This window comes from Methanoculleus sp. (genome assembly GCF_036677455.1).
Classification (GTDB): domain Archaea; phylum Halobacteriota; class Methanomicrobia; order Methanomicrobiales; family Methanoculleaceae; genus Methanoculleus.
Genome location: NZ_JAVBWL010000015.1, coordinates 20,295 through 42,449, shown reverse-complemented (window position 1 = coordinate 42,449; position 22,155 = coordinate 20,295). Strand labels below are relative to the sequence as shown.

The 22,155-nt window shown below is 60.2% G+C and carries 25 protein-coding genes and 1 tRNA gene; 10 read left to right on the top strand and 16 right to left on the bottom strand.

The window, feature by feature from the left end:
- Nucleotides 1-228: 228 nt before the first annotated feature.
- Nucleotides 229-1,089, top strand: a complete 861-nt coding sequence (locus V6K60_RS04545) for a coiled-coil protein (protein WP_332449326.1) — start codon at nt 229-231, stop codon at nt 1,087-1,089.
- A gap of 57 nt (nt 1,090-1,146) precedes the next feature.
- Nucleotides 1,147-2,271 carry a DUF373 family protein gene (locus tag V6K60_RS04540; RefSeq protein ID WP_332449325.1) on the top strand — a complete coding sequence of 375 codons (1,125 nt, stop codon included), beginning with the start codon at nt 1,147-1,149 and terminating at the stop codon, nt 2,269-2,271.
- A gap of 468 nt (nt 2,272-2,739) precedes the next feature.
- Here the strand turns inward: V6K60_RS04540 and V6K60_RS04535 are convergent, their stop codons facing one another.
- The 9 genes from V6K60_RS04535 to V6K60_RS04495 form a co-directional block, all read right to left on the bottom strand.
- A complete protein-coding gene (locus tag V6K60_RS04535; RefSeq protein WP_332449324.1) occupies nt 2,740-3,183 on the bottom strand; it encodes a hypothetical protein in 444 nt (147 codons plus the stop codon).
- Between the two features lie 242 nt (nt 3,184-3,425).
- Nucleotides 3,426-3,701, bottom strand: coding sequence for a DNA-binding protein Alba (gene albA, locus V6K60_RS04530; RefSeq protein WP_292386048.1), 276 nt, complete (start codon nt 3,699-3,701; stop codon nt 3,426-3,428).
- A gap of 13 nt (nt 3,702-3,714) precedes the next feature.
- Complete coding sequence (asd, locus tag V6K60_RS04525) at nt 3,715-4,731, bottom strand: aspartate-semialdehyde dehydrogenase (protein ID WP_332449322.1); 1,017 nt, start codon at nt 4,729-4,731, stop codon at nt 3,715-3,717.
- A 47-nt stretch (nt 4,732-4,778) separates the two neighbouring features.
- Nucleotides 4,779-4,952 (bottom strand): 4Fe-4S binding protein, encoded by a 174-nt coding sequence (locus V6K60_RS04520; RefSeq protein WP_292386052.1) that lies wholly within the window; start codon nt 4,950-4,952, stop codon nt 4,779-4,781.
- A 63-nt stretch (nt 4,953-5,015) separates the two neighbouring features.
- On the bottom strand, nt 5,016-5,777 hold the full coding sequence (gene dapB, locus V6K60_RS04515) for a 4-hydroxy-tetrahydrodipicolinate reductase (RefSeq protein WP_332449321.1): 762 nt from the start codon (nt 5,775-5,777) through the stop codon (nt 5,016-5,018).
- Entirely contained in the window at nt 5,770-6,645 is an 876-nt protein-coding gene (dapA, locus tag V6K60_RS04510) for a 4-hydroxy-tetrahydrodipicolinate synthase (protein WP_332449320.1), read from the bottom strand. Before dapA ends, dapB begins: the two co-directional genes overlap by 8 nt.
- Nucleotides 6,646-6,656: 11 nt before the next feature.
- Nucleotides 6,657-6,845, bottom strand: coding sequence for a 30S ribosomal protein S17e (locus V6K60_RS04505; RefSeq protein ID WP_332449319.1), 189 nt, complete (start codon nt 6,843-6,845; stop codon nt 6,657-6,659).
- Between the two features lie 12 nt (nt 6,846-6,857).
- Nucleotides 6,858-7,409, bottom strand: coding sequence for a thiamine-phosphate synthase family protein (locus V6K60_RS04500; RefSeq protein WP_332449318.1), 552 nt, complete (start codon nt 7,407-7,409; stop codon nt 6,858-6,860).
- Between the two features lie 37 nt (nt 7,410-7,446).
- Nucleotides 7,447-7,995, bottom strand: a complete 549-nt coding sequence (locus V6K60_RS04495; protein ID WP_332449317.1) for an HD domain-containing protein — start codon at nt 7,993-7,995, stop codon at nt 7,447-7,449.
- 89 nt (nt 7,996-8,084) lie between these two features.
- Between V6K60_RS04495 and V6K60_RS04490 the strand changes: the two genes are divergently transcribed.
- Nucleotides 8,085-8,267, top strand: coding sequence for a hypothetical protein (locus tag V6K60_RS04490; protein WP_332449316.1), 183 nt, complete (start codon nt 8,085-8,087; stop codon nt 8,265-8,267).
- Here the strand turns inward: V6K60_RS04490 and priL are convergent.
- Both priL and V6K60_RS04480 read right to left on the bottom strand, forming a co-directional pair.
- Nucleotides 8,264-9,268 (bottom strand): DNA primase regulatory subunit PriL, encoded by a 1,005-nt coding sequence (gene priL, locus V6K60_RS04485; protein ID WP_332449315.1) that lies wholly within the window; start codon nt 9,266-9,268, stop codon nt 8,264-8,266. The genes V6K60_RS04490 and priL overlap by 4 nt on opposite strands.
- Entirely contained in the window at nt 9,268-10,011 is a 744-nt protein-coding gene (locus V6K60_RS04480; protein WP_332449314.1) for a DNA polymerase sliding clamp, read from the bottom strand. The genes priL and V6K60_RS04480 overlap by 1 nt, the downstream gene beginning before the upstream one ends.
- A 212-nt stretch (nt 10,012-10,223) precedes the next feature.
- Here V6K60_RS04480 and V6K60_RS04475 point away from each other — a divergent pair, with 212 nt between their 5' ends.
- The 4 genes from V6K60_RS04475 (at nt 10,224) to V6K60_RS04460 (ending at nt 13,727) form a co-directional block, all read left to right on the top strand.
- Nucleotides 10,224-10,835 carry an RlmE family RNA methyltransferase gene (locus V6K60_RS04475; protein ID WP_332449313.1) on the top strand — a complete coding sequence of 204 codons (612 nt, stop codon included), beginning with the start codon at nt 10,224-10,226 and terminating at the stop codon, nt 10,833-10,835.
- Nucleotides 10,813-11,691: a GTP 3',8-cyclase MoaA gene (moaA, locus tag V6K60_RS04470; protein ID WP_332449312.1), complete on the top strand. Its 879-nt coding sequence runs from the start codon at nt 10,813-10,815 to the stop codon at nt 11,689-11,691. The genes V6K60_RS04475 and moaA overlap by 23 nt, the downstream gene beginning before the upstream one ends.
- A 346-nt stretch (nt 11,692-12,037) precedes the next feature.
- Nucleotides 12,038-12,547, top strand: a complete 510-nt coding sequence (locus V6K60_RS04465) for a hypothetical protein (protein ID WP_332449311.1) — start codon at nt 12,038-12,040, stop codon at nt 12,545-12,547.
- Nucleotides 12,548-12,557: 10 nt separating this feature from the next.
- Complete coding sequence (locus V6K60_RS04460) at nt 12,558-13,727, top strand: M20 family metallopeptidase (protein WP_332449310.1); 1,170 nt, start codon at nt 12,558-12,560, stop codon at nt 13,725-13,727.
- 93 nt (nt 13,728-13,820) lie between these two features.
- Here the strand turns inward: V6K60_RS04460 and V6K60_RS04455 are convergent, their stop codons facing one another.
- Together V6K60_RS04455 and V6K60_RS04450 are read right to left on the bottom strand one after the other, a co-directional pair.
- On the bottom strand, nt 13,821-14,993 hold the full coding sequence (locus V6K60_RS04455; RefSeq protein ID WP_332449309.1) for a glycosyltransferase family 2 protein: 1,173 nt from the start codon (nt 14,991-14,993) through the stop codon (nt 13,821-13,823).
- Nucleotides 14,950-16,473, bottom strand: a complete 1,524-nt coding sequence (locus V6K60_RS04450) for a glycosyltransferase family 39 protein (protein WP_332449308.1) — start codon at nt 16,471-16,473, stop codon at nt 14,950-14,952. Before V6K60_RS04450 ends, V6K60_RS04455 begins: the two co-directional genes overlap by 44 nt.
- A gap of 279 nt (nt 16,474-16,752) precedes the next feature.
- Here V6K60_RS04450 and V6K60_RS04445 point away from each other — a divergent pair, with 279 nt between their 5' ends.
- On the top strand, nt 16,753-17,397 hold the full coding sequence (locus tag V6K60_RS04445; RefSeq protein ID WP_332449307.1) for a hypothetical protein: 645 nt from the start codon (nt 16,753-16,755) through the stop codon (nt 17,395-17,397).
- 179 nt (nt 17,398-17,576) lie between these two features.
- Nucleotides 17,577-17,648: transfer RNA gene (locus tag V6K60_RS04440), tRNA-Arg, on the top strand.
- A 147-nt stretch (nt 17,649-17,795) separates the two neighbouring features.
- Here the strand turns inward: V6K60_RS04440 and V6K60_RS04435 are convergent.
- Complete coding sequence (locus V6K60_RS04435) at nt 17,796-18,929, bottom strand: PAS domain-containing protein (RefSeq protein ID WP_332449306.1); 1,134 nt, start codon at nt 18,927-18,929, stop codon at nt 17,796-17,798.
- Nucleotides 18,913-20,061 carry an alcohol dehydrogenase-like regulatory protein ErcA gene (ercA, locus tag V6K60_RS04430; RefSeq protein ID WP_332449305.1) on the bottom strand — a complete coding sequence of 383 codons (1,149 nt, stop codon included), beginning with the start codon at nt 20,059-20,061 and terminating at the stop codon, nt 18,913-18,915. The genes V6K60_RS04435 and ercA overlap by 17 nt, the downstream gene beginning before the upstream one ends.
- Nucleotides 20,062-20,328: 267 nt before the next feature.
- Here ercA and V6K60_RS04425 point away from each other — a divergent pair, with 267 nt between their 5' ends.
- Nucleotides 20,329-20,802 carry a nuclear transport factor 2 family protein gene (locus V6K60_RS04425; protein WP_332449304.1) on the top strand — a complete coding sequence of 158 codons (474 nt, stop codon included), beginning with the start codon at nt 20,329-20,331 and terminating at the stop codon, nt 20,800-20,802.
- Nucleotides 20,803-20,817: 15 nt separating this feature from the next.
- Here the strand turns inward: V6K60_RS04425 and V6K60_RS04420 are convergent, their stop codons facing one another.
- Nucleotides 20,818-22,101: an STAS domain-containing protein gene (locus tag V6K60_RS04420; RefSeq protein WP_332449303.1), complete on the bottom strand. Its 1,284-nt coding sequence runs from the start codon at nt 22,099-22,101 to the stop codon at nt 20,818-20,820.
- Nucleotides 22,102-22,155: the final 54 nt, after the last annotated feature.

Here is a 22,155-nt window from a genome sequence, read left to right as displayed (position 1 = left end):
CAGCACGGGGTGTATTGTGCAGGGCGCAGAACCTGCGGGTCTGCGGTTGCCAAGTACCGGGGTTGAACACATGAGCAGACAGATGAACGACGGCCTCGATCATCGAGTCCGGAAACGTCTTTTCTTGTGGTGTAGCCAACTACATAAGCCTCCGGCATCCCTCGCATGGGAGCGGGCTTCCGCTGGTGGGATATGAGACAGGTACCGAATGTCGAGGATTGGTAGAGAATGCTGAACGATCTGATTGAGAAGAGAAAAAAAGTCCTTGCGGAGTCTGAACAGCACAAAGACCGGCGTAACGAGTTGAATGCGCTTGCCAGCAAAAATGCACGCGAACGCAACACCTTAAACACCCAGACCCGCGAGTTCGTCGAGGAGGCGCAGCAGCATAAAGAGCAGCGGGATGCGATCAACGAGGAAGTCCAAGCGCTGAAGGACCAGAGGAACGAGTACAACGATAAGGCGAACGCGCTCTTCGAGGAGATCGAGTCCTTCAAGAAGGATCACGGTAACCTCAAAAACCGGGGCATCAAGGAGATCCAGAAGCAGATAGAGCATCTGGAGTTCAAGCAGCAGACCGAGGTCTACAGCACCGATAAAGAGCGCGAACTGATCGAGAAGATCAAGCAGCTGAAGGCGGCGGCCAAGGACCAGGAAGCCGAATTCGAGCAGAACAAGGAGATGCGGACGAAACTCACCGATGCTCGTGAGTTTCGGAGGCTGGCCTCGGAGATCCACAAGGATGTCACCGAGAAGGCCGAGGCCGCCCAGCAGCACCATGACCTGATGGTGGAGTCCTACCGGAAAGCCGACAAGTCCCGCGAGGAGGCCGACCAGGCTCACCAGCAGTTCGTTGAGGCTCAGGAATCGGCAGACGAGGAGCACAAGCAGTTCATCGCCTGCCAGAAGGAACTCCGCGATTACGATAAGGTGATCTCGGGCCTGCGGAAGAAGACCAAGAAGACCAAAGTCACCAAAGAGCAGAAGGCTGTCCGGAAAGAGGCGGAACGTGTGTTCCAGCAGTTCCGCGACGGTGAAAAGATCACGACCGACGATCTGCTCCTGCTTCAGCGTGCAAAACTTATTTAATACTTTTTTCCTTCCTCGCTGCAAATTATTTAATAGATTCGAGGAGATTCTTATTGAATGGCAAAAGAGCGGACGCTCGTCCTTTGTGTCGATCGGGATGACGATCTCGGGTTTAAAGCCCGGATCGACGGCCCTATCGTGGGCAGGGAGGCATGCCTCCACGCAGCGACCGCTCTCGCCCTGAGCGATCCCGAGGACTCCGACCTCAACGCGATCTTCGAGACGATCAAACTCTACGACGAACTCATCGGGCGGGGGGAAGAGGTTGCCATCGCGGTCATCTGCGGCAACCACATGAACCTGCTCGAGGGCGATCGGCGGGTGGCCTCCAGTCTCGATACGATCCTCTCGGCGACAGGCTCGACCAACTGCATCCTGGTGACGGACGGCGCCGAAGACGAGTACGTCCTGCCGATCATCCAGTCCCGGGTGCCGGTCAGCAGCGTGCGGAGGGTCGTGGTCAACCAGATGCCGAACCTTGAGGGGACGTATTATATCCTCAAGAGGCTCCTCGACGACCCGAAGGTCTCGAAGATCGTGCTTGTACCGCTCGGTCTTGCCATGCTCCTCTACGCCGTGGGATACCTGCTGGGATACCCTGAGGGCGCAACCATCGTCGTCGTCGGTGTTGTCGGAACCTATCTGCTCTTCAAGGGCATCGGGATCGACGAGATCTTCGGCTACCTGATCAACTCGCTCCGGACATCGCTGCATGGCGGCAGGTTCACCTTCGTCTCCTACATCGCCGCAATACTGCTCGGTATCGTCGGGATCGTCCTCGGGCTCATCAGCCTCCTCGAGTACTACTCCGCGTTCGGCATCTTCTTCCAGATCCTGGCGTTCATCTACGGTTCTATCGCCTGGTTCACCGCCGCCGGTCTCGTTGCATCGGTGGGAAAGATCATCGACGTCTTCTTGAACGAGCGGGAGGCAATCCAGCGGGTGGTCGCCCTGCCGTTCTTCGTGCTGGCGATCGGGGCCATCGCCTACGGGGCAAGCACCTACATCCTCTCGATCAGCGAGATTGTCGGGTTCCCCATATCGGGTACGGATGGCGTGAAGTACATCATCTTCGCTACACTCGGAGGCCTTTTCTGCGCCTTCCTCGGCGTTTACCTCCAGTCGCTCCTGGGCAGGTGGAGCAATGAGCGCAAGCCCGTCGCATTGAAGAGAGAAGCATAAGGCTACAGGGGACCGATGAACCCCGGCGTCATCTCTTTGTGACACACCGGTGACCTGCCGATATGCCGCGAACCCGCAGGATCCGACCTCGTAGAAAGCCGCATCACCGGTGCAACGCTCCCGTCGTCATCGTGCAGGACCTGCCGCGCGGACGGCACCCCTGTTGATGAGAGTTCGAAAAAGGCGTATCCGACGAGGTCCAGAGAGCGCCCTTCCACCAGTTCAAACGCGGCATGACACGGGGGGAGGACAGGGTCCCGACCTCTCCACCTCATCCAGACGCTCATCGAGCATTACGGCGGAGGGTATGGATCGAGGATCGGGCGCCCGGAGAAAGGCGCAGCGCTCCGGTTCATGCTGAAGGCGGCGGCACCCACCCACGATTGATGCCGGAAACAACTCTTCCCGGGTGAAGCAGGATCCTCTCGTCTCCCTGAATCTTCAAAGAGCGGAGAGAGCGGAATCGATTCAAACAAAATAGCCGAGTCCGTCAGGGAAGTCACTGACGTTCTCGTAATGCTTGACGTCCTGCGGGGTGATGATCGTGAGGGAAGGTACGACCACGCCGAACGTGTGCGCCGGCAGCCAGTACGATCCGCCTCCGTAATCGTTGGAGATATTCTTCACGCGAACCTCGGCGTGCTTGAGATCGAGGCGCTGAACCTCGGCGTTCTCGAAGCTCAGGATATTGAGCGCCTTCTGCTTCAGGTCGGATTTCCCGAGGAGGAGAACGAGAAACCCGATACCACCGTCGATCGTGTAATTCATCGTGACGACGGCATCCGCTTTCTCCAGCCGGATGGTGACATCTTCGACCGTGATGTAACTGTACCGCTCCTCGCCCGCCGCCACCGCAGGAGCGACGAGAGCAGATACCAGCATCAGTACCAGTCCGACCGCCACCCACCTCATACCACTAATGGTTATGGGGGGACTCATAAAACCTTTATGGTCGATCCTGGACGCAAATGGCAGTATAATGGAATATCGGCCGAATAGCCCGGATAAAAGCGAGTACCGCGATATACCGGCAGCCTGCAGGAGATACACAAGAGGCGCCCTGGGGATAGCGGAATCGCCGAAACCGGGTGGAAAGCAGGCGGAACCGCCCTTCGCGCTCCCCGGAGAACGTCCAAAAAAGTGCTGTCGAGACCTCACTTTGCATGAGTGAGGACGATCTCGATGCTTGAGACGTTCGTCTTCCCTGTATCGGTGTCGATCATCTCGGTCGACGTAAAGATCTCTTTCTTGTTCACGTTCTCTAAGAACCGGTTGAGCGCGATCTCCGCCGTATCGACTGCACGAGATATCGCTTTTCCCCGGGCCTTGATCGCAACTTCCTCCGCTCCGTTGTTGAACTGAGTGACCACCGCAAGCACGTAGTTCATGACTGGTTTGTTTCCCACGAATACTGTGTTATCCTTTATCATTAGCCCACCTCGTCTAGAGATACTTCATCGAGTGTATCAGCTCTGCGTTGAGGACGGATGCGCCTGCAGCCCCACGGATGGTGTTGTGCCCGAGCGCAACAAATCGCAATCCTTCACGGATCCTCCCAACTGACACCGTCATCCCCCGCCCCCGGTTACGGTCGAGCCTGGGTTGCGGACGGTCGGACTGGTCGAGGAGCTCAACGGCCCTTGCCGGCTGTAAGGGTAGATTGCTGAAAGGTGACTTAAAGGTTGCGTAAGCTTTTTTCACTTCAGCGACTGATTCGTTCACGTCGATCCAGACCGCGATGGTATGCCCGTCAGTAACCGGGACCCGGTGACAACTTGCACTCACGCTGAAGGGTGCCGGGATCACCTCGGCCCCGTTGAACGTCCCCATGATCTTCAGGGTCTCGGTCTCTATCTTCTCCTCCTCGCCGCCGATGTAGGGAACGACGTTGTCGTAGATCGCCATGGCAGGGACACCTTCAAATCCCCCTCCCGAGATTGCCTGCATGGTTGCCGCACGCACGTCGTGGAATTCAAACGACTTGAGGGGTGCAAGAGCCAGTACAAGGACGATAGTCGAACAGTTTGGGTTGGTCACGATGAACCCCTCGCGCCCGCGGTCCCGCTGGACGTCGATCAGGCCCAGGTGATCGGGGTTGACCTCCGGGATCACCAGCGGGACGTCGGGGTCCATCCGGTGCGACCGGGCGTTGCTGCAGACGGCGATGCCTGCATCAGCGATCTCCGCCTCAAGGGAAGTCGCCACCTCGGCGGGCAGCGCCGAGAAGACGAGGTCGCAGTCCTTCAGGCTCTTGAGGGTTGTGGGAGTGACAACGAGATCGCTGACGTTATCCGGGTACGGCGCATCGAGGCGCCAGTTGACCACCTTTCCATAGGGTTTTCCGGCACTCCGTTCCGAAGCGGTCAATGCCTGGAGATGAAACCAGGGATGATCCGCTAAAAGCTGAACGAAGCGCTGTCCCACCGCTCCTGTGGCACCAAGCACTCCTACATTGATCATAGACAAAAATATCTGTAGTGTTGGTGGTATTAAAAGAGTATGTTTCTTTATTCCATCGAGATTGCCTCAGACGGGCATTCATCGACGCAGGTCTCGCAATCAACGCAGAGATCGACGTCAACTTTTGCCTTGCCGTCTTCCATCTGAATGGCGGAAGCCGGACAGACATCAACACAGGTCTCACAGGCGGTACACTTCTCGATATCAACAACTGCTGGCAACTTTGTTCCTCCGAATGTACATACGTTATGCGTGTAGTAAAAAATAAATTTCGTTCTTCCGTTTCACAGTCCGAGAACTTCCTGCATCGAGTAGATGCGTGGTTCTTTGCCGGCGACCCAGCGTGCGGCCCGGACCGCTCCCTGCGCAAAGACCGCCCGGTCGTAGGCGCGGTGAGAGACCTCGATACACTCATAGTTCCCTGCAAAGAGAACGGAGTGATCGCCGACGATGTCACCGCCGCGGACGGCGTGGACACCGATCTCGCCCTCCTTCCGGAGGGCATCCCCGACGCGGCCGTAGACCTTCTCGCGGTTTCCGAGTTCCTGGTCAAGGATCTCAAGGATGGTCTTTGCCGTCCCGCTCGGGGCGTCCTTCTTGTGCCGATGGTGGGCTTCCGTGACCTCGATGTCGTAGTCGCCGAGCTGACGGGCGGCCTCCCGCACGAGCTTCCAGAAGATGTTCACGCCGACCGAGAAGTTGCTCGATATCACCGCGGGCACGTTCCCCTCGACGGCACCCCGGATCACATCCCTCTGTTCAGGGGAGAACCCGGTCGTCCCGACGACGAGCGCCACGTTGTTTGCGGCGGCCGCCTTGATGTTCTCGACCGCAGCTGCCGCAACAGTGAAGTCGATCAGGACATCAGGCTTCTTCTCCTTGAGGAACGCATCCAGCCGGGCCGAAGGGACCACGGTCTTCCCAAAGAACGATCCCTCCATAAGATCGACGCCTCCGACGAGTTCCAGGTCGGGAGCCTCGTCCACGAGGCGACCGATGTTGGTGCCCATACGGCCCAGGGCCCCGGCTACCGCTATCCTAGTCATAGTTCGCGAGCACCTTCCTCAACTGTTCCGTCTTCGCACCATCGAGCTCGTCGAGCGGCAGCCGGACCGATCCCGCGGCCATCCCGAGGAGTTCTACTGCCTTCTTCACGGGGATGGGGTTCGTGTCGATGAACATCGCCCGCATGAGCGGCGCGAGTTCGTAATGCAGGTCCTGCGCGCGAGATAGGTCGCCTGCGCGGAAGGCCTCGTACATCTGCACCATCCGGCCGGGGTCGACGTTCGCGACCACCGATATCACTCCCGCACCCCCCTGCGCAAGGACCGGGAGTGTCATCGCGTCGTCGCCCGAGAGGACGATGAAGTCCTCGTCCCGCGTCCCCTCGATGATACGGGAGATCTGGGTGATGTCGCCGCTCGCCTCCTTGATCCCGACGATGTTCGGGTGCCGGGCGAGCTCGATCACCAGGTCGGGCTGGAGGTTCTGCCCTGTCCGGCCGGGGACGTTGTAGAGGATGACGGGGAGATCGAGATCGGCAAGCTTCGTAAAGTGCTTGACGAGACCGGAGCGGTTCGGCTTGTTGTAGTACGGGCTGATGACGAGCGCGCCGTCCGCACCCGCGTCTTTTGCCGACCGGGTCAGGCGGATCGCCTCTGCGGTGTTGTTCGATCCGGTCCCGGCAAGAACCGGCACCCGTCCGTTGACGACCTCAACGGTCTCACCGATCACCTGCTCGTGCTCCTCGAACGTGAGCGTCGCGGATTCCCCGGTCGACCCGCAAGGGACGATGCCGTGGACCCCACGTTGCAGCAGGAACTCGATGTTGGACCGTAATCCTTCAATATCGAGACCCGACCCGGAATCCCGGTGAAAAGGAGTGATGATTGCTGGAAGGATTCCCTCAAACATATAGTGAGGATTTACCGCTTCCTTGTATTAATCTTTCTTGAGATGTAGCCGGCAACCCTGTTCCGGACGCCCTTGCTGTCGATCACGGCAACTTCAGCAACGGCATGTTTGTTCTCCTCAAAATCTCCGCTAAATCTGTCGCGATGCTTGACGATGAGCTCTTCGCCGAGGTTCTTGATATATGATGGCTTGATTCCCATGTGGACCTTCCCTTATAATTGTGCATAGGTTATGCGATTTGACAGTTTAAGAAGATTGTGTGCGACCCTGACCGGATCCTCCCCGAACACCCGGAAGATCAGTTCAACCCCCACGGCGCACCGGTCGTAGACGACGTCGGGCACGCCCTCCTTGCAGCACGAGGCGACGCCCCAGTCCATCGTCTGCACCCCCGGCGGTTCTTTTGCCCGGTCAAAGGAGCAGACCTCGAAGAGGAGGTTCTCCATCTCCATAAGGACCGTTTCAGAGAAGCGGATGGTTGCCGCGCTCCGGATCTCCGAATCGAAGCGCATGGTCGTGAGGACGAACCGGGTCACCTCTTCGCCTGCCCCGAACGCGATCTCCCCGGCGGGGCGGACCTCATCGCCGAGCCTGACGATCCGGCCGGCGACTCCCGCCACATCGTCCCGGCTCCGCGCGTCGGGCAGGGCGTAGACGATCTGCATCCCGCCCTCCGGGACGAGACGGGCATCCATCCGCTCGACAAGGAGCATTACGGCCTCTTCCAGGCGACTGACCACCCTCGCGCGCTCTTCCTGTATCATGGTTTCTTCCTCTCCTCCGGGACGATAGCAGTCCTGTTCAGGCGAGGCCAATATCGCCGCGAACATCTTTGAACCCGTCTATCGCGAGGCGGTAGAACGTCTCCAGGTCCATGAGAGGCTCGATCATCCGGATCCGATGGCGTTCGCACCCGGCGGCAAACGACTTCTCCTTGAACTTCTTTTTCACCGTCCGGGACGTGACCTCGTCGATCGCCCCGCCCTTCACCAGGGCGCAGGCGAGGATCAGGCCCGATACGCTGTCGGCCGCCTGGAGCGCGACCTCGACGGGCCGCTCATAGCCTGATGTGAGCAGGTGGTTATGCCGCCGGACGATACCCGCTACCTCCTCCGGGACACCGTTCTCGATGAGGATCCGGTAGCCCTCGATGCCGTGCCGCTCCATATCCCCGTCAACGAGGTCGTAGTCGATGTCGTGCAGGAGGCCGATGACCTCCCACGTCCCGGCATCCTCACCGAGGCGCCCGGCAACCTTCCTCATGATGGCCGCCGTTGCGAGACTGTGAATGATATGGGACGGTGACGTTACGTAACGCCGGAGCAGGGCCAGTGCCTCGTCTCTCTCCATGCGAGATGGATTGTCGGGCGCGCATCATAAGCATGTGGGTCCCCCGCCCCGGGGATAGAGATATACCTGCCCATATCCTACCCCTGTACATGAATCTACGGGTTCTTGAGGTGCTGGCCGGATTAGGGTCCCTCATACTGTTTATCGCGCTTCTGGTGATGCTGCCCGGGCTTATGGCAGGAAGTGAGGGGGCGGCATACATCCTCGCGCTGATCATCTTCATCGCCGCGCTCAGTGTGGCGGGCTATTCGATCGATAAAATGGTCACTTAACCCCGCTTCTTTTTGGCGCTCTTCTTGAACCGGTAGTAACTCAAGGGGTGGTTGACCCGCTCGCAGTCTTTATCCCGGTTCGCGCAGAGCCCGAAGGTGCGCATGGTGGCGCACGACGGAGGGGTATACTCGGTGCCGCCCCGGCCGGAGATGTGTTCCACCTGGTACATCGTCATCTCCAGGTCGAAGTCAGGCGCCCGCGCGAAGATCTCCGCGATGCCGGTTGTGTTCATCCCGACGGTATGAAGGAACGACGTGATGGCGAATCGGCCCATGTGCGTCAGGTTCGTTCCCGCGGTGATGGCCTGGATGAGCGCGTTGATGCAGGGTGGGAACGCCTCCTCCTTGATCTCGCCGAACTCTTCAAGGATCTGCTGCTGGCGGAGCGCGGATATCTCGCTCGTAGCCGGCTCAAGGCGTTCGCAGATCCCTGGCGGGACCCGGAGCGGAAGTTGATCGACGAGGATAACCCGGATCCGCTCCCGGATGAGCTCGTCGATCTCGCCGGCTTCAAGGCTCACCACCCCCTGTCGCACGTCCCTGTTCACGAGCCGCCAGCGCTTATCGCGCAGGTGCGGCACCAGTTCGATATAGTCGGTGACCGGCAGGGTCGTTGTCCCGGTGCTGATGCCGATACTCCAGGCAACGAACCGCCGTATCTCAGGATCCTCGGTCGCAAGGAAGAAGGAGGCGCGTTCGGCCTCGTAGCGCGCAAGGCGGTCGATGAGGGACCGGTCGCTGATACAGGAGACCAGCATCCGCGCAAGCGCATAACTTGCAATCTCAAGTTCAGGCTTGATCTTCTGCGTTCTCTCATCCGAGAAATCCCTCTTTGGAGAGAGGGCAGCAATGACGCGCTCCTTTGCCCGCTCGAGCGCAACAGCGCCCGGGCTGCTTGCGAGAAATGCTTCGAGCGACTCCACGTGCTGGCGAGCCAGCTGCTGTGATTCTTTTAAAAATGGGTACTTAGTGAGTTCTTTGCGGTCGAGTACAACATCCATCAATCAGCCTCGATCCGAGGGGCAAGGAGGTAATCGACACGGCCGTTGCCGTCCGCAATGTCAAAGACAAACCGTACCGGGTGATCGATGCCGAGGTAGACCTCCACCTTCTCTGCGCGTGCCATGACCCGGCCCATATCCTTCAAGTAGTCGATCGAGAAGAGGGAGCGGGCCCGGACGGGGTTGAGGGCGACAAGCTGGTCCTCACCGAGCGCGAGTTTGATGTGGTCGGTGTCTCCTTCCGCCTCCATGTAGAAGGTCATGGCATCGGGGTCGATCCCGAGAGCAATCTTGTCGGAGATGACGGCAGCCGCTTTTATGGCGCTGTTCAGCGCATCGCCCGAGAGGACCGCCTTCCCCGGGAGGTCGATCCCGGGCGGGTTCGGGTCTTTCCGGATAGTATTGACATCGAGGAGGGTGACCGAGTAGCGGTAGCCGCCGAAACTCAGTTCAAGTTTCCGCTCTTCATCGAGCAGGCTCAAGGTCAGCGCGTCGCCCTTCCCCATCATCCCGAGGATGTTCTTCATTTTGGCGATATCCAGGCCCAGTTCTCCGGCGGTCGCTGAAAAGGTGTTGAACGCCGTGCTCTGGAGTTCCAGGGAGACCATGGCCACGTTTGCGGTATCGACGGCTCGCGCCCGTATTCCGTCCTCGGCCGTATGCAGCCGGCACTCAGTCACCAGTGCGGCGATCGCGTCGATGGATTCCCGAAATATATCTGCATCAATCGTTGCCTTTAACATTTGTGACCCCTTATTAAACTCTCGTTGAAAGTATATAATCGCGTTATACATTATAGTGCTTTACGATATGCCCCAACCGCCCCGTCTGCCGGCACCGGGTGGAACCCTATACATTCATAGTTAACTGCATCAAATACCATACATAATCTCCTGAACATGCTGATGACGTACAGGTAACCGTCTATCAGCCTCAAGCGGAGGGTAATTTCGCAATGGGTTCTCAATGGACAAAAGATAGCGTCTATAGAAAGGCGATGAAGGCCGGATACCGGGCGCGGGCAGCCTACAAGCTGCTGGAGATCCAGCAGAAGAACGAGATCATCAGGCCGAGCGACAACGTCGTCGACCTCGGGGCGGCGCCGGGCAGCTGGCTGCAGGTCCTCCGCGACCTGACGGGGGGCAAGGTCATCGGCGTGGACCTCAACCCGATCGCGCCCATGGAAGGCGTCACCACCATCGTCGGGGACTTCACCGACCCGGAGGTCCAGGAACGCATCCGCGAGGAGGCCGGCGGGATCGTCAACATCGTGGTCTCCGACGCCTCACCGAAACTCTCCGGCCAGAAGAGTTACGACCAGGCCCGGGCGATCGGGCTCGGCGAGGATGCCCTGGCGTTTGCGTGCACGCTCCTGAAGCCCGGGGGCAACCTGGTGATAAAATCGTTCCAGGGGGAACTCTTCGGAGAACTCATCGCCGAAGCAAGAAAACACTTCTATTCCGTCAGGGGGCACAGGACGAAGGCGTCACGGAAGGGGAGTGCCGAGACCTACATTATTGCAAAAAACTTCAAAGGTACATGCGATGGTGCTGAAGGACCCCTATAACCGAACCGTGACCAATCTCAGGATCAGCCTGACACCCCGGTGCAACCTGCGGTGCATCTACTGCCACGCCGAGGGTGAGGTGCAACCACAGGAACAGATGAGTGCTGAGGATATCGCCGAACTGATGCGGGTGGGCGTGCAGTTCGGCGTGAAAAGCATCAAGTTCACCGGCGGGGAGCCCCTCCTCCGCCGTGACCTCGCCGATATCATCCGCTCCGTGCCGCCGGGCGTCGAGTCGTCCCTGACGACGAACGGGACGCTCCTCGCGGCAAAGGCTGCGGAACTCAAAGAGGCCGGGCTTGCCCGGGTGAACGTCAGCCTCGACACTCTCCGTCCCGAGCGATACCGGGCCATCACGGGGAAGGACTGCCTCGCGGATGTCCTTGCAGGGATCGATGCCGCGATCGAGGTCGGACTGACCCCGGTCAAGCTGAACATGGTGCTCCTTGAAGGGATCAACGAGGATGAGCTGGACGACTTCATGGCGTTCGTCCGGAACAAACCTGATCTCATCCTGCAGGTAATCGAGCTGATGGAGTTCAACGAGTGCAAGTTCCACGGGGATGTGGACAGCGTCGAGCAGGACCTGAACGAGCGGGCAACCCGGGTCGTCACCCGGAGGATGCACCACCGGAAGAAGTACTGCCTCGACGGCGCCGAGGTCGAGGTGGTCCGGCCGCTCCACAACACGGAGTTCTGCGGGTTCTGCAACCGCCTGCGCGTGACCTCCGACGGAAAACTCAAGCCCTGCCTTCTGCGGAGCGACAACCTGGTCGATACCAGGGGCAAACACGGCAAGGATCTGGAAGACGCATTCAGGGAAGCCGTAAGCAGGCGGGAACCGTTTTTCACCTAACGATGGTCGGTCCGCAGGACCGACCGGAGTTTGAGAAAATTGCGCAGCAATTTTCGAAGGCGACGGTTCGTAGAACCGGAGCAGGAGCACCGGAGGTGCGAGTGGCGATGCGTGCCCCAACAGGGTCGAACGAGGTTCACGCACCATCAAGCCCGAGCGGCGACCCCTGCCCGGCCCACCCTCCTTTAACCACCCGGCCCCACCTTTTGCACCTGGCGGTGCGCCTGCTCCGGAATCGAAGCCTGATGGCTTCTCATGCTCCGGCAGTCGCACCCTTCGGCCCGTCGCCCCCATCCCCACTGTGGTGAAGGAGTACTTTTTGTCCCGCCCTTCCCAATAGAAGTGTATGCTGGAAGCGAACGAGTATACCCGTGTGATGCAGAAACTCTACGGGAAATCACTGATCCTGGAGAACCCCTCCGAGTTTCACCCGGTTCTGTACTTCTACTTCATCGATGCCCTCTCCCACATCGACTACACCCTCACCGTCCTCTCGTATAGCCCCATGTCCCCCCGGAACATCATGAGCATGGAGTACCTGCGGTGGCGGGTGGATGAAGCGAAGGTCGGCGAGCGGGCACTCTTCCCCGACTTCATCAACTGGCTCAAGGCCGAGCACCCGGAGAAGTTCGACGAACTCCCGCTGCTCTGGTCCGGCATCTACGACAGCGACGACCCTGCCCAGTACCGGAGTTTCCGCATCGTGCTCGACCCCGACCAGAAGTCTGCGTTCCCGGCCGGGTACCTCTCGACGTTCATCGACGAGTTCTTTGACCCGAAATTCATCAAACAACTCTATACGACGTCGTCGCTTGCCCGGCTCTTCGACGAGTACGCGAGAACCCGATCCGCATAAGGAGGCAGGTATGGACGTCGCCCGTCTCACCTCATCGCTCGTCCGGATCAGGAGCGAGAACCCGCCGGGGAGCACCGCCGATCTCATCGCGTTCATCGCGGAGTTCCTCGACTCGCTCGGGGTGAAGAACCGCATCGTCTCCTGCCCGGGCGGGCGGGACAACCTCGTCACGACCGAGGCAGACCCCCGGCTCCTCCTCTGCGGCCACGTGGACGTGGTCCCGGCCATCCCCGACGACTGGACACATGACCCCTACGGCGGGGAGGTCGTCGACGGCTACGTCTGGGGGCGGGGCACGACCGATATGAAGGGCGGGTGCGCAGCCCTTCTTGTTGCCTACCAGGACCTCATCGAGAGCGGGGTGGAGCCAAAGGTGCAGTTCGCCTTCGTCTGCGACGAAGAGACCGGCGGAGAACATGGTATCCGGTCGCTGCTGGCACAGGACCTGCTCACGCCCCGGGACTGCCTGATAGCCGAACCGACCCCGGAGATGAGCCCGGCGGTCGGCCAGAAGGGCCTTTACCGGGTCGACATCGCCTTCCGTGGCAGGCCGGGCCACAGCTCGCTCTATCCCCTGGTCGGGAAGAGCGCCGTCATGGCGGCGGTCGATCTCATCGGCTACCTGCGGGAGGTCCACGCACACCGGTTCCCGGCCGGAAAGGACCTGCAACCGCTCGTCGAGCAGTCCGCCCGGGTCTTCTCCGAGGTCTTCGGGATCGAGGGCGGGGACGAGATCCTCACCAGGGTGATGTTCAACCCGGGAAAGATCGAGGGCGGCGAGAAGGCGAACATCGTCGCGGAGCAGTGCCGGATGGAGCTCGATGTCCGGGTGCCCTGGGGCTGTTCCCTTGAGGGGCTCCGGAGGGGCATCGCCGAGCACGCCCCGGACGCCACGATACGCGAGACAGACGTCGCCGAACCGACCCTGACCCCCCCGGATGCACGGATTGTCCGGACGATATCTCACGAGGTGGAGCGGGTCTACGGCAGACCTGCGGTGCCGTTCCTCCAGTGGGCCGCAAGCGACGCGAAGTACCTTCGCGATGAGGGGTTCGCCGTCGTGGAGTACGGACCGGGAGAGATCCCGACGCTGCACGCGGTTGACGAGCGGGTTTCCGTGGCGCAACTTGAGCGAGCGGTGGATGTCTACCGGGGCGTTATCCGGGACTATGCTTCATGAGCGGGTGTCCGGACCGGCAATATCACCCGCAACCGCTTTTTTCCCGCATCCTGACGGAGAAGCTCCTCTCTGGCCTTCCTGGCGAGTTCGTTACTATGCTCCAACCCACGTGAAGTGCCGGTTCACCGCGTAGTTCCAGGCAAACGCGATGAGGATCCCGGCCAGGTTCGCGACGAGATAATAGACCCCGGCAATATCCGCGAGGAGGTAGAGGACCCCCATGTTGATGACGAGCCCGCCCATCGAGACCGCCTGGAACGAGAGAAAGCGCTGGATCCTCCGTCCGAACCTGAGGCCCCGTGCAGACTGAAACGTCCAGAGATCGTTCCAGATGAAGTTGTTTACGATCGAGAGTTCGATCGCGATCACGGCGGAGACGAGGTAGTAGAGGCCGGCAATCTCGGTCAGGGCGTAGAGGAGCCCCATATTGACGAGGATCCCGGAGAGCCCGACAAGCCCGAACCGGACGATCTTCGTCCACTCCGTCCATACCGGACCTGTCCGGCGCGCGACCGCGAAGCGGACGATGCCGGCGCACTGTTTGAGGTACTCGACCATCGTGCCGACCCGGAGTTTGCTCTCCCCCTCCTCGCGGTCTTTGAAGACGAACGGGATCTCGACGAAGGTCTCCCACCGGCCCTTGCCAAGGACCTCCATCAGTATCTTGTACCCCCGGGGGGCAAGCGGGGCGCCGGCGACGACATCGCGTCGCACGGAAAAGAACCCGCTCACGGGATCGGTGATCTCGGGAAAGAGCATCCGCCCAAACGCCGTGGCACCGAGCGATATGACCCTCCGCTTGATCGGCCAGTCCTCGATGTTGCCCCCCCGCATGTACCTGCTCCCGATGGCAACGTCGGCCCCGCCCCGGATCGCCTCGTAAAAGCGGGGGATGAGTTTGGGCGGGTGCGAGAAGTCAGCGTCGATGACCTGGAGGATACCCGAACGCGCCGCCCCGAACCCTTCGACGACCGACTGGGAGAGGCCGTGGTCCTCCCTCCGCACGATCAGCCGGACGTCATCACGCTGACCGGCAATTGCTCGCACGATCTCGATCGTGCGGTCCTTCGAGTCGTCGTCCACCACCAGGACCTCTCCGCGGATGCCGTTCACTCTGAAGACTCCGCTGACCGCCTCGATGATTGCGGCGATGTTCTCCTCCTCGTTGAAGGTCGGGATGATCACCGTCAGGTCATAGGTCTCGGTCGTTGCACTCCCCTCCTTAAGCCGACCTGAAGAGGAAGATCCCCGTATGCTGCCCGGCAAACTCTGTGTTCCCTTCAAGCCAGGTCACTGCATCCCCGGTGGGGTTCGCAGCGAAGATATCGGAGGTCACCACATAGAATGTCTGCCTGCCGGGGTGCATGCCGCGGATCGCCGCGAGATCCTCCCCGGTCGTCGCCCCGAGTTCAAGGGTTCCGTCGGTCGCGTTGTTGTAGTAGTAGTCGAGCGGCTGCGCCATGTAAGGGGGCAGCACGACGACGAGGTCGGTTTCTCCCGTCATCCCTGCGAGGTCCGTGGAGAACCCGCGCCAGTCGGTCTTCTGGGGTGTTGTATAGTAGGTCGAGAGGAACGGAGTGCTGATGAGGAACACCGCCGCGACGACGGCGTAGACCGCCCGCCTGTCCCGGACGAGGGCGTAGAGTGCGGGATACGCCGCAGCGATCCCGATGAAGTAGACCGGGAGAAGGTAGATGAGGTAGCGCGGGATCATCGGCATCCTCGACGAGAGGACAAGGCTTGCCGCGAGCGGGAGGACCATCATGAAGACAAGGAGGAGCGCCCCGTTCCGGTCCTTTCGCCAGGTGTACGCAACGCCGATCACGAAGAGGATGACGAAGAGTGTCAGGATCAGGTCGCTGAACCCCGATATCTGGAGGAGAGTCTGGTAGATGACATCGAGCCCCTGGATGCCGAACGTCGGGGCGGATGAGGTCCTCACCATAAAGAGGTTCACGGTTACGATGAGCAGGGGGAGACTTGCGACGACGAACGCCACGACCGAGAGGGCCAGGTTCCTCGCGCTCCGGGGGTCGCTCAGGACTCCGCCCGCACGGGTGACGAGGGCGTGGAGGATGAGGACGGCGACCGGCACGATGGCGTAGAAGTGCATCCAGAAGGAGACCGCGGAGAAGACCCCGAAGAGGACCCAGGAGCGGACGTCGTCCGACCTGCTCGCCCGCACGTAGAAGAGCAGCGCGAGCGAGAAGAGGAAGAGCATCGGGGCGTATGCCCGGGCTTCCTGGGAGTAGAAGATGTGGAAGGGCGAGAACGTGAGGAGAGCGGCAGCGATGAGCCCGACGTTCCTGTCCCGGAACTCTGTCCCGATGAGGTAGATGACCGGGATCGTCAGGACACCGAGGAGCGCGGGGAGGAAGCGGAGCACGAACTCGCTCGCGCCGAAGAGGAGCATGCCGTGCTCCAGCCAGTAGAAGAGCGGCGGGTTGAACTCGCCGCCGGCGGTGCTCTCCCATATGCCGATGAGCGACTGCCGGGCAAATGTGAGGGTCGAGGCCTCGTCGAGCCAGAGCGAGTTCCCGCCGAGGTTGTAGAACCGGAGGAGAAATCCGGCGAGTGTCAGCCCGATGAGGACCTGCAGGTACCTGCTGGCCCTGACGGACGCCACAAGTGTATCGAGGGTGAACGTATCCGGGTGTGCCGGGACCTCCACACCGGCATCGAGATCCCCACCGTCGTCATACGTATGCGCCCCGCGTTTTGCCTCTTTGCCCTGCTTTTTACCCATCGTTATCATCAATCGTTGACCGCAAGCGCTGATATACATTACTGGATCTCCCGGAACGAGGCCTGAGGCGGGTCAATTCCTGCTGCCGAACAACCCCCACAGACCATCGCCATCATCTTCGTTCTGGGTGACTGTGTCAGGTGTCCGAAAGACAGATTATTTGTATCGGCCAGAGATCCAGGCCATATATGCAGTTTGAATATATATTCTGAGTGTAGAATAATTCTCCATGATGCCGTGAGTAAAAGCATAAATACCCCTTTGCATAATCCCACTACGATGACCAGGGTGTATAGATCGTTCTTCATCGTTGCAGCAATGGTCCTGCTCCTCGCATCCGCCGGATGCGCAGAGTTGCCGCCGGAGGGAGAATCCGGCTGGTCCGGCCTTTTTTCACCGTCGGAATCGCAGGAGACGCCGGGCGTGTCGACTCCCGACCCGGGATACCTGACCCCGGCAACCCCGTACCCCACCCCCACAAAGAGTGCGGCCGGCCCCACGCTCAGCTCGCTGCCGGCGGTCACGCCGACGCCGGATCCCTACGTGACCATCTACAACCAGACGACACAGTTCAACCTCACGCATACGAGGGAAGCATACTCTTTCAACCTGACCAAACCACCCCTCATCATCGAGTTCCAGGTGGAGCCGAAGATGATCACGCGGGAGAAGTATGCTACAAGTGATCATACGAATATAAAGAGCGGGATGGTCAAACAGACCTTCCCGAGCGAGACGTCGTGGTTTACGGTGACCGTGAGGGACCGCGAGTCCGGCAGGATCTTCCGGGAGGACGGGTTCGGGAAACTCTACAGCGCAGATACCCATAAACGGGTCTTCGTGGGCGAGCGCGGCGATTACCTGATCGAGCTCGCCGGAAACGATGCGAAGGTGCACGTGCTGATGCGTGCAGGAGCGGTCTGAACCAGACCAGCACCACTATACCCTGAGAGGTGAATACGCCGGGAGCCCGGTTCTTACCAGGTTTTCCCCGGGCATCTGCCGGCTCCCGTCCACCTCCCCGGGGGGCCCCGCCCTTCCGGCGAGCAATCCTTTTTTAAGGAGAACAACCTAGTAATTAGGGGAAAGGCACTTCTTCTCGTGTCCCGGTAGGGTAGTGGATATCCTAGAAGCCTGCGGAGCTTTTGACCCGGGTTCAAATCCCGGCCGGGGCGTCCTTTCCGGGGTTAAACCCCAATCCGCTTTACGATCCTCAGTTCCATCGCGCAACGCAAGACCGCTGAGACGGCACCGTTTTCTATGTGTTTTACCCATAACGGGGCGCAACGGTGCTGAAAACCTGGACCCTTTAGAAGCGCATCTCAGGACTCTTCCATCGTCGTCGATGAACCGGTGCCCGTCTCGCCCGGGGGATCCGCATCGTCCCCACGCCTCCGCAGGAACCGCCTGACGTTCGCCGACTCCATCCATCCCTGGTCGAGCTGCGTGACGATCTCGTCAATCCGGACCGATTGATCGAGGATCTTCTTGATGAGCGGGTCATCGATCATCTCGGCATACCCGACGATCACCTGGAGCGAGTTCCTGATATGATCCCCGAGAATAGCAAACTGCTCGATGTTCTTGCCGAGCTGCGCGTATGTCTCCCGCTTCATCTGGTCGGCGAGTATCCGCTCGGTGATATCCATGACGATCAGCATGATGCAGAGCGGCTGCCCGGCATCGTTCTCGACAACACTGCCCGAGAGCTGGATATGAAACAGAGACCCGTTGCCCCGGAGCCCGAGCGCCTCGTTCACGATGGCGCCGTTCTCGAGGAGATAACCTGTAATCTCTTTGCCGAGGGTAGGATCCGCGAAAAATGTCTCAATGTTTCTCCCTGTGATTGCTTCCCCGCGCTCGTACCCGAAGATTGAGGCAAAGCCCGGGTTGGCATAGATGATGGTCCCGACGAGGTCGGCGATGAGGATGCCGTTGATCGAGGACTCAAGAGCGCTCTCCTTTATCATGAGTTCCTTCTCGGCAAGGATCCGGTCCGTGATATCCCGCGCAATCGCTACCGTGTATGTCTCGTCGCCAAAGGTCACGGAACGGGCGGTGATCTCCACGGGGATCTCCGTTCCATCACGCGACAGAAGTGCTGCGATCCAGGTCTGCCGGGATCCGGATAGCCGAGCACTTTCCTTGACGAGATCGACCGATCGGACGCTCTGCTGAGAGAGGAGACTGGCAAGCGGCATCGCAAGCAGCTCCTCCTTCGAGTAGCCGAGATACGTCCCTGCAGATGCGTTCACGTCCGCAAGCCTCCCGGTCGTCGTATGGATCAGGAAGATCGCATCGTGTGTCTGGTCGAGGATGGCCCTGAACCGTTCGAGTTCCGCAAGCCGGCTCTGCAGCTCCGGATAGTAACTCTTGTGCAGGGAGACCTCGCCGAGGCCAATGATCTTCTCCCGCAGCAGGTTCCGGTCATCAGGGGGTTCAGGATGCAGACTCATAGATCCGTTCGATCTCCTCGCAGGTGAGCCTGCGCGGATTTGTCACCATACAGGGGTCGGCATACGCCTGCCGGGCAAAGGCGGGGATCATCTCCTTATTGATGCCGAACCCGGCAAGGGTCCCCGTGATCCCGAGCGATCTCCGGAACGCCGCAATCCCCTCTGGAAGAGAACTCCGGTCGCCCGCTTCCGGGCTGAAGATCTCCCGTATCCGGTCGTATCGATCCGGTGCCGCCTCGTAGTTGGCCGAGATCACATGCTCAAGGAGAAGCGCATTGCACCGCCCGTGCGCAAGATCGCAGGCCCCTCCAAGGACGTGGGCCATTGCGTGCACGGCCCCGAGGCTGGCGTTCGAGAACGCGAGGCCGGCGTGAAGGCTTGCAAGGAGGGTCGAGAACCGCAGGTCCAGGTCTCCGGGCTCCTCTATCGCCGCAGGCAGCGCACTCTGGATGAGCCGTATCGCCTCAAGGGCATGCATGTCGGTCATCGGGGAACTGGCGTTGGATACATAGGTCTCGACCGCGTGGGTGAGGGCGTCCATACCGGTATCTGCGGTCAGTTCCGGCGACATCGTCGTCAGGGGTTCGGGATCGAGCAGGGAGATGTCGGGAACGAGCGTCTTGGAGATGATGGCAATCTTTCGCTTCTTCTCCTCGTCCGTGACGATGGCGAACTGGGAGACGTCGGCGGAACTCCCGGCGGTCGTCGGGATGCAGATGAGCGGCGGGCCAGGGACCAGCACCCGGTCGACACCCTCAAACGTGAGGATATCCCGCATGTTGGAACTCGCAATCCCGATCCCCTTGGCGCAGTCCATCGGGCTCTCTCCGCCGACGGCGACGATGCCGTTACACTCTTCGGACCGGTACACCTCCATGCCCGCCATCACCTGCCGGGAACGGGGATTTACGGAGACGGCATCGAAGATGGTGAACGACACCCCTGCTTCGGCCAGGCTCTCACCAACCGCGTCCGCCCAGCCTGCGGCCCGGACACCCCGGTCGGTGACGAGGAGCACCCGTTTCATCCCGAAGTTGCGTGCATACCGGCCCGCAAGGTGCAGCGCGCCGTATCCGCAGATGAACTCCGGGGCGACAAATTTCCTCAGGTCAAGCTGGTTTCTCTGGATCATATGCGACACAGCATGTTTCTAGAGATCGAGACGGGAATATTAATCAGGTATAAGGAGCCGGATCCATATATATTTTGGCGAATTGTCCTGATCGAAGAGCGTGTCGTACCGGGGTTATCGTCAGAAATTTATGCCGGATATGCTTTTGCACATACAACCGTATCTTCTGTACGGTAGTACGACATCGTCGTGCCGGAGCAGGCATACCCCCGCAGTCACGCCCGGGTGCCCACACCTTTATCACTCCATACGGAGTTGGGGGGACGTATGGCTGAGAAGAGTCGCCCCCCACTGCCGCCGTTCACGTATGAGACGGCGGTGCAGAAGGTCCGTATGGCCGAGGATGGATGGAACTCCCGTGACCCCGAGAAGGTCTCGCTCGCGTATAGCCCCGACAGCGTCTGGCGCAACCGGGCGGAGTTTGTGAACGGTCGTGAGGAGATCGTCGCATTTTTGGAGCGGAAGTGGGCAAAAGAACTCGATTACCGCCTTATTAAGGAGGTCTGGGCATTTCATGAGGCGCGTATCGCGGTGCGGTTCGCGTATGAATGGCACGACGACTCGGGCAACTGGTTCCGCTCCTACGGGAACGAGAACTGGGAGTTCGACGAGCTCGGCCTGATGCGCACTCGCCATGCCAGCATCAATGACCTGCCGATCAAAGAGGAGGAGCGGAAGTACCGCTGGCCGCTCGGACGGCGCCCGGATGACCACCCGGGATTGTCCGACCTCGGGTTGTAAGCCCCCAAACCCCGCTTATGCGTCGACCGCGATCTCCGAGATATACGCCACCGCGAGTTTTGCCCGACGCACCCGGGTGCTGTCCTTGAGGTGCCGCATATCGACGAACTCGCCCTCGGAGACGATCCGCACGATCTGCCGGGAGAGGTCGAGCGTTGCATCCCACGGCATCCCGCGGAAGATGACACCGTGGTTGTGAAGTTGCAGCTGTTGCGTCTTTGGACGGTTCCGGTCGGTGAGGGCCGGGAGGTGCTCGTCGTTGCAGGCAGAGTAGTCTATCCCGAACCCGAAGCTGACCATCGTATCGCCGCGGTACTTCGGCTCGTCATTGTCTTCGAGCCATTCCCCTGCGTTCTCTGCGGCATTGATGGGGAGGCCGTTTCCCGGGGACGATGCCGCAATGGGCGATCGCTTCACTCCCAGGCTATAGACCCCATCGACGACCGCCCACATGGCGATCGCGGCGATGCCGGCAAAATCGCGCCTCTGTTCCCGGGCAATGTCAAAGATCGCGCGGTATACTTCAGAGAGCGTGATGCTGCCCTCATCGCCCGCGTCGATCGTGACGATCTCGTGAAACGGCCCGTCGAGTGCTACGTTATACCCGGAGTAGATGGGGAGTTCCCCGGTGTCCTTCGCCGGCGTGAAGAAGTCCGGCGTCTCGTTCCCATCCGTCGGCAGCCAGACCACCGAGCCGTGCAGCGTGATCATCTCCCCGAGGAGCGGGAGCGCGCCTGTCACGCTCTCTCCGAGTGCACCGATACCGAGCGAGTACTGGAGCGCTGAGAACGGTATGGCACGGATGTCTCCTTCGGTCAGGCGGGCATGCAACATCCTATCCAGACTGCCGGTGACCCGGAGCGACGCCCTCCGTGTGGAGGCCGGTTCAATGGTATAGGCAACGCCGTTTATCGTGACCGGAGTCCGGGCGATCTCGTTGATGACCGAGAGGCTGTCCAGTGGCCCCCTGCAGGCAGTGACCGCCTCCTCGATTCCGGGGTAGAGGGAGAAGATCGCTGTCACGCCGGCCATATCGAGGACGTTCTTTGGATACTCCTGCATGCCGGCGAGGGCCAGAGTGCCGCTCCGTTCCTTCAAGAGTTTCTTTGTGGCGATGAGGACCCGGATGCCTGCGCTGCTCAGGTAGTTCACTCCGGCAAGGTCAAAGACGATCGACCGGTCGTCGGCCTGTAACGACGCCTGCACGGCGTCCGCAAGCTGCCCCGCGCCGTAGCCGTCGAGCCTTCCCTGCATGATGAACGTTAGAATTCCATCCCGTCTCTCGGTCTGCAGTTCCATATGTATCCCGGTACAGGTATCGGACTCGTCCCGGTTAACGTTTCTCAAATAAAT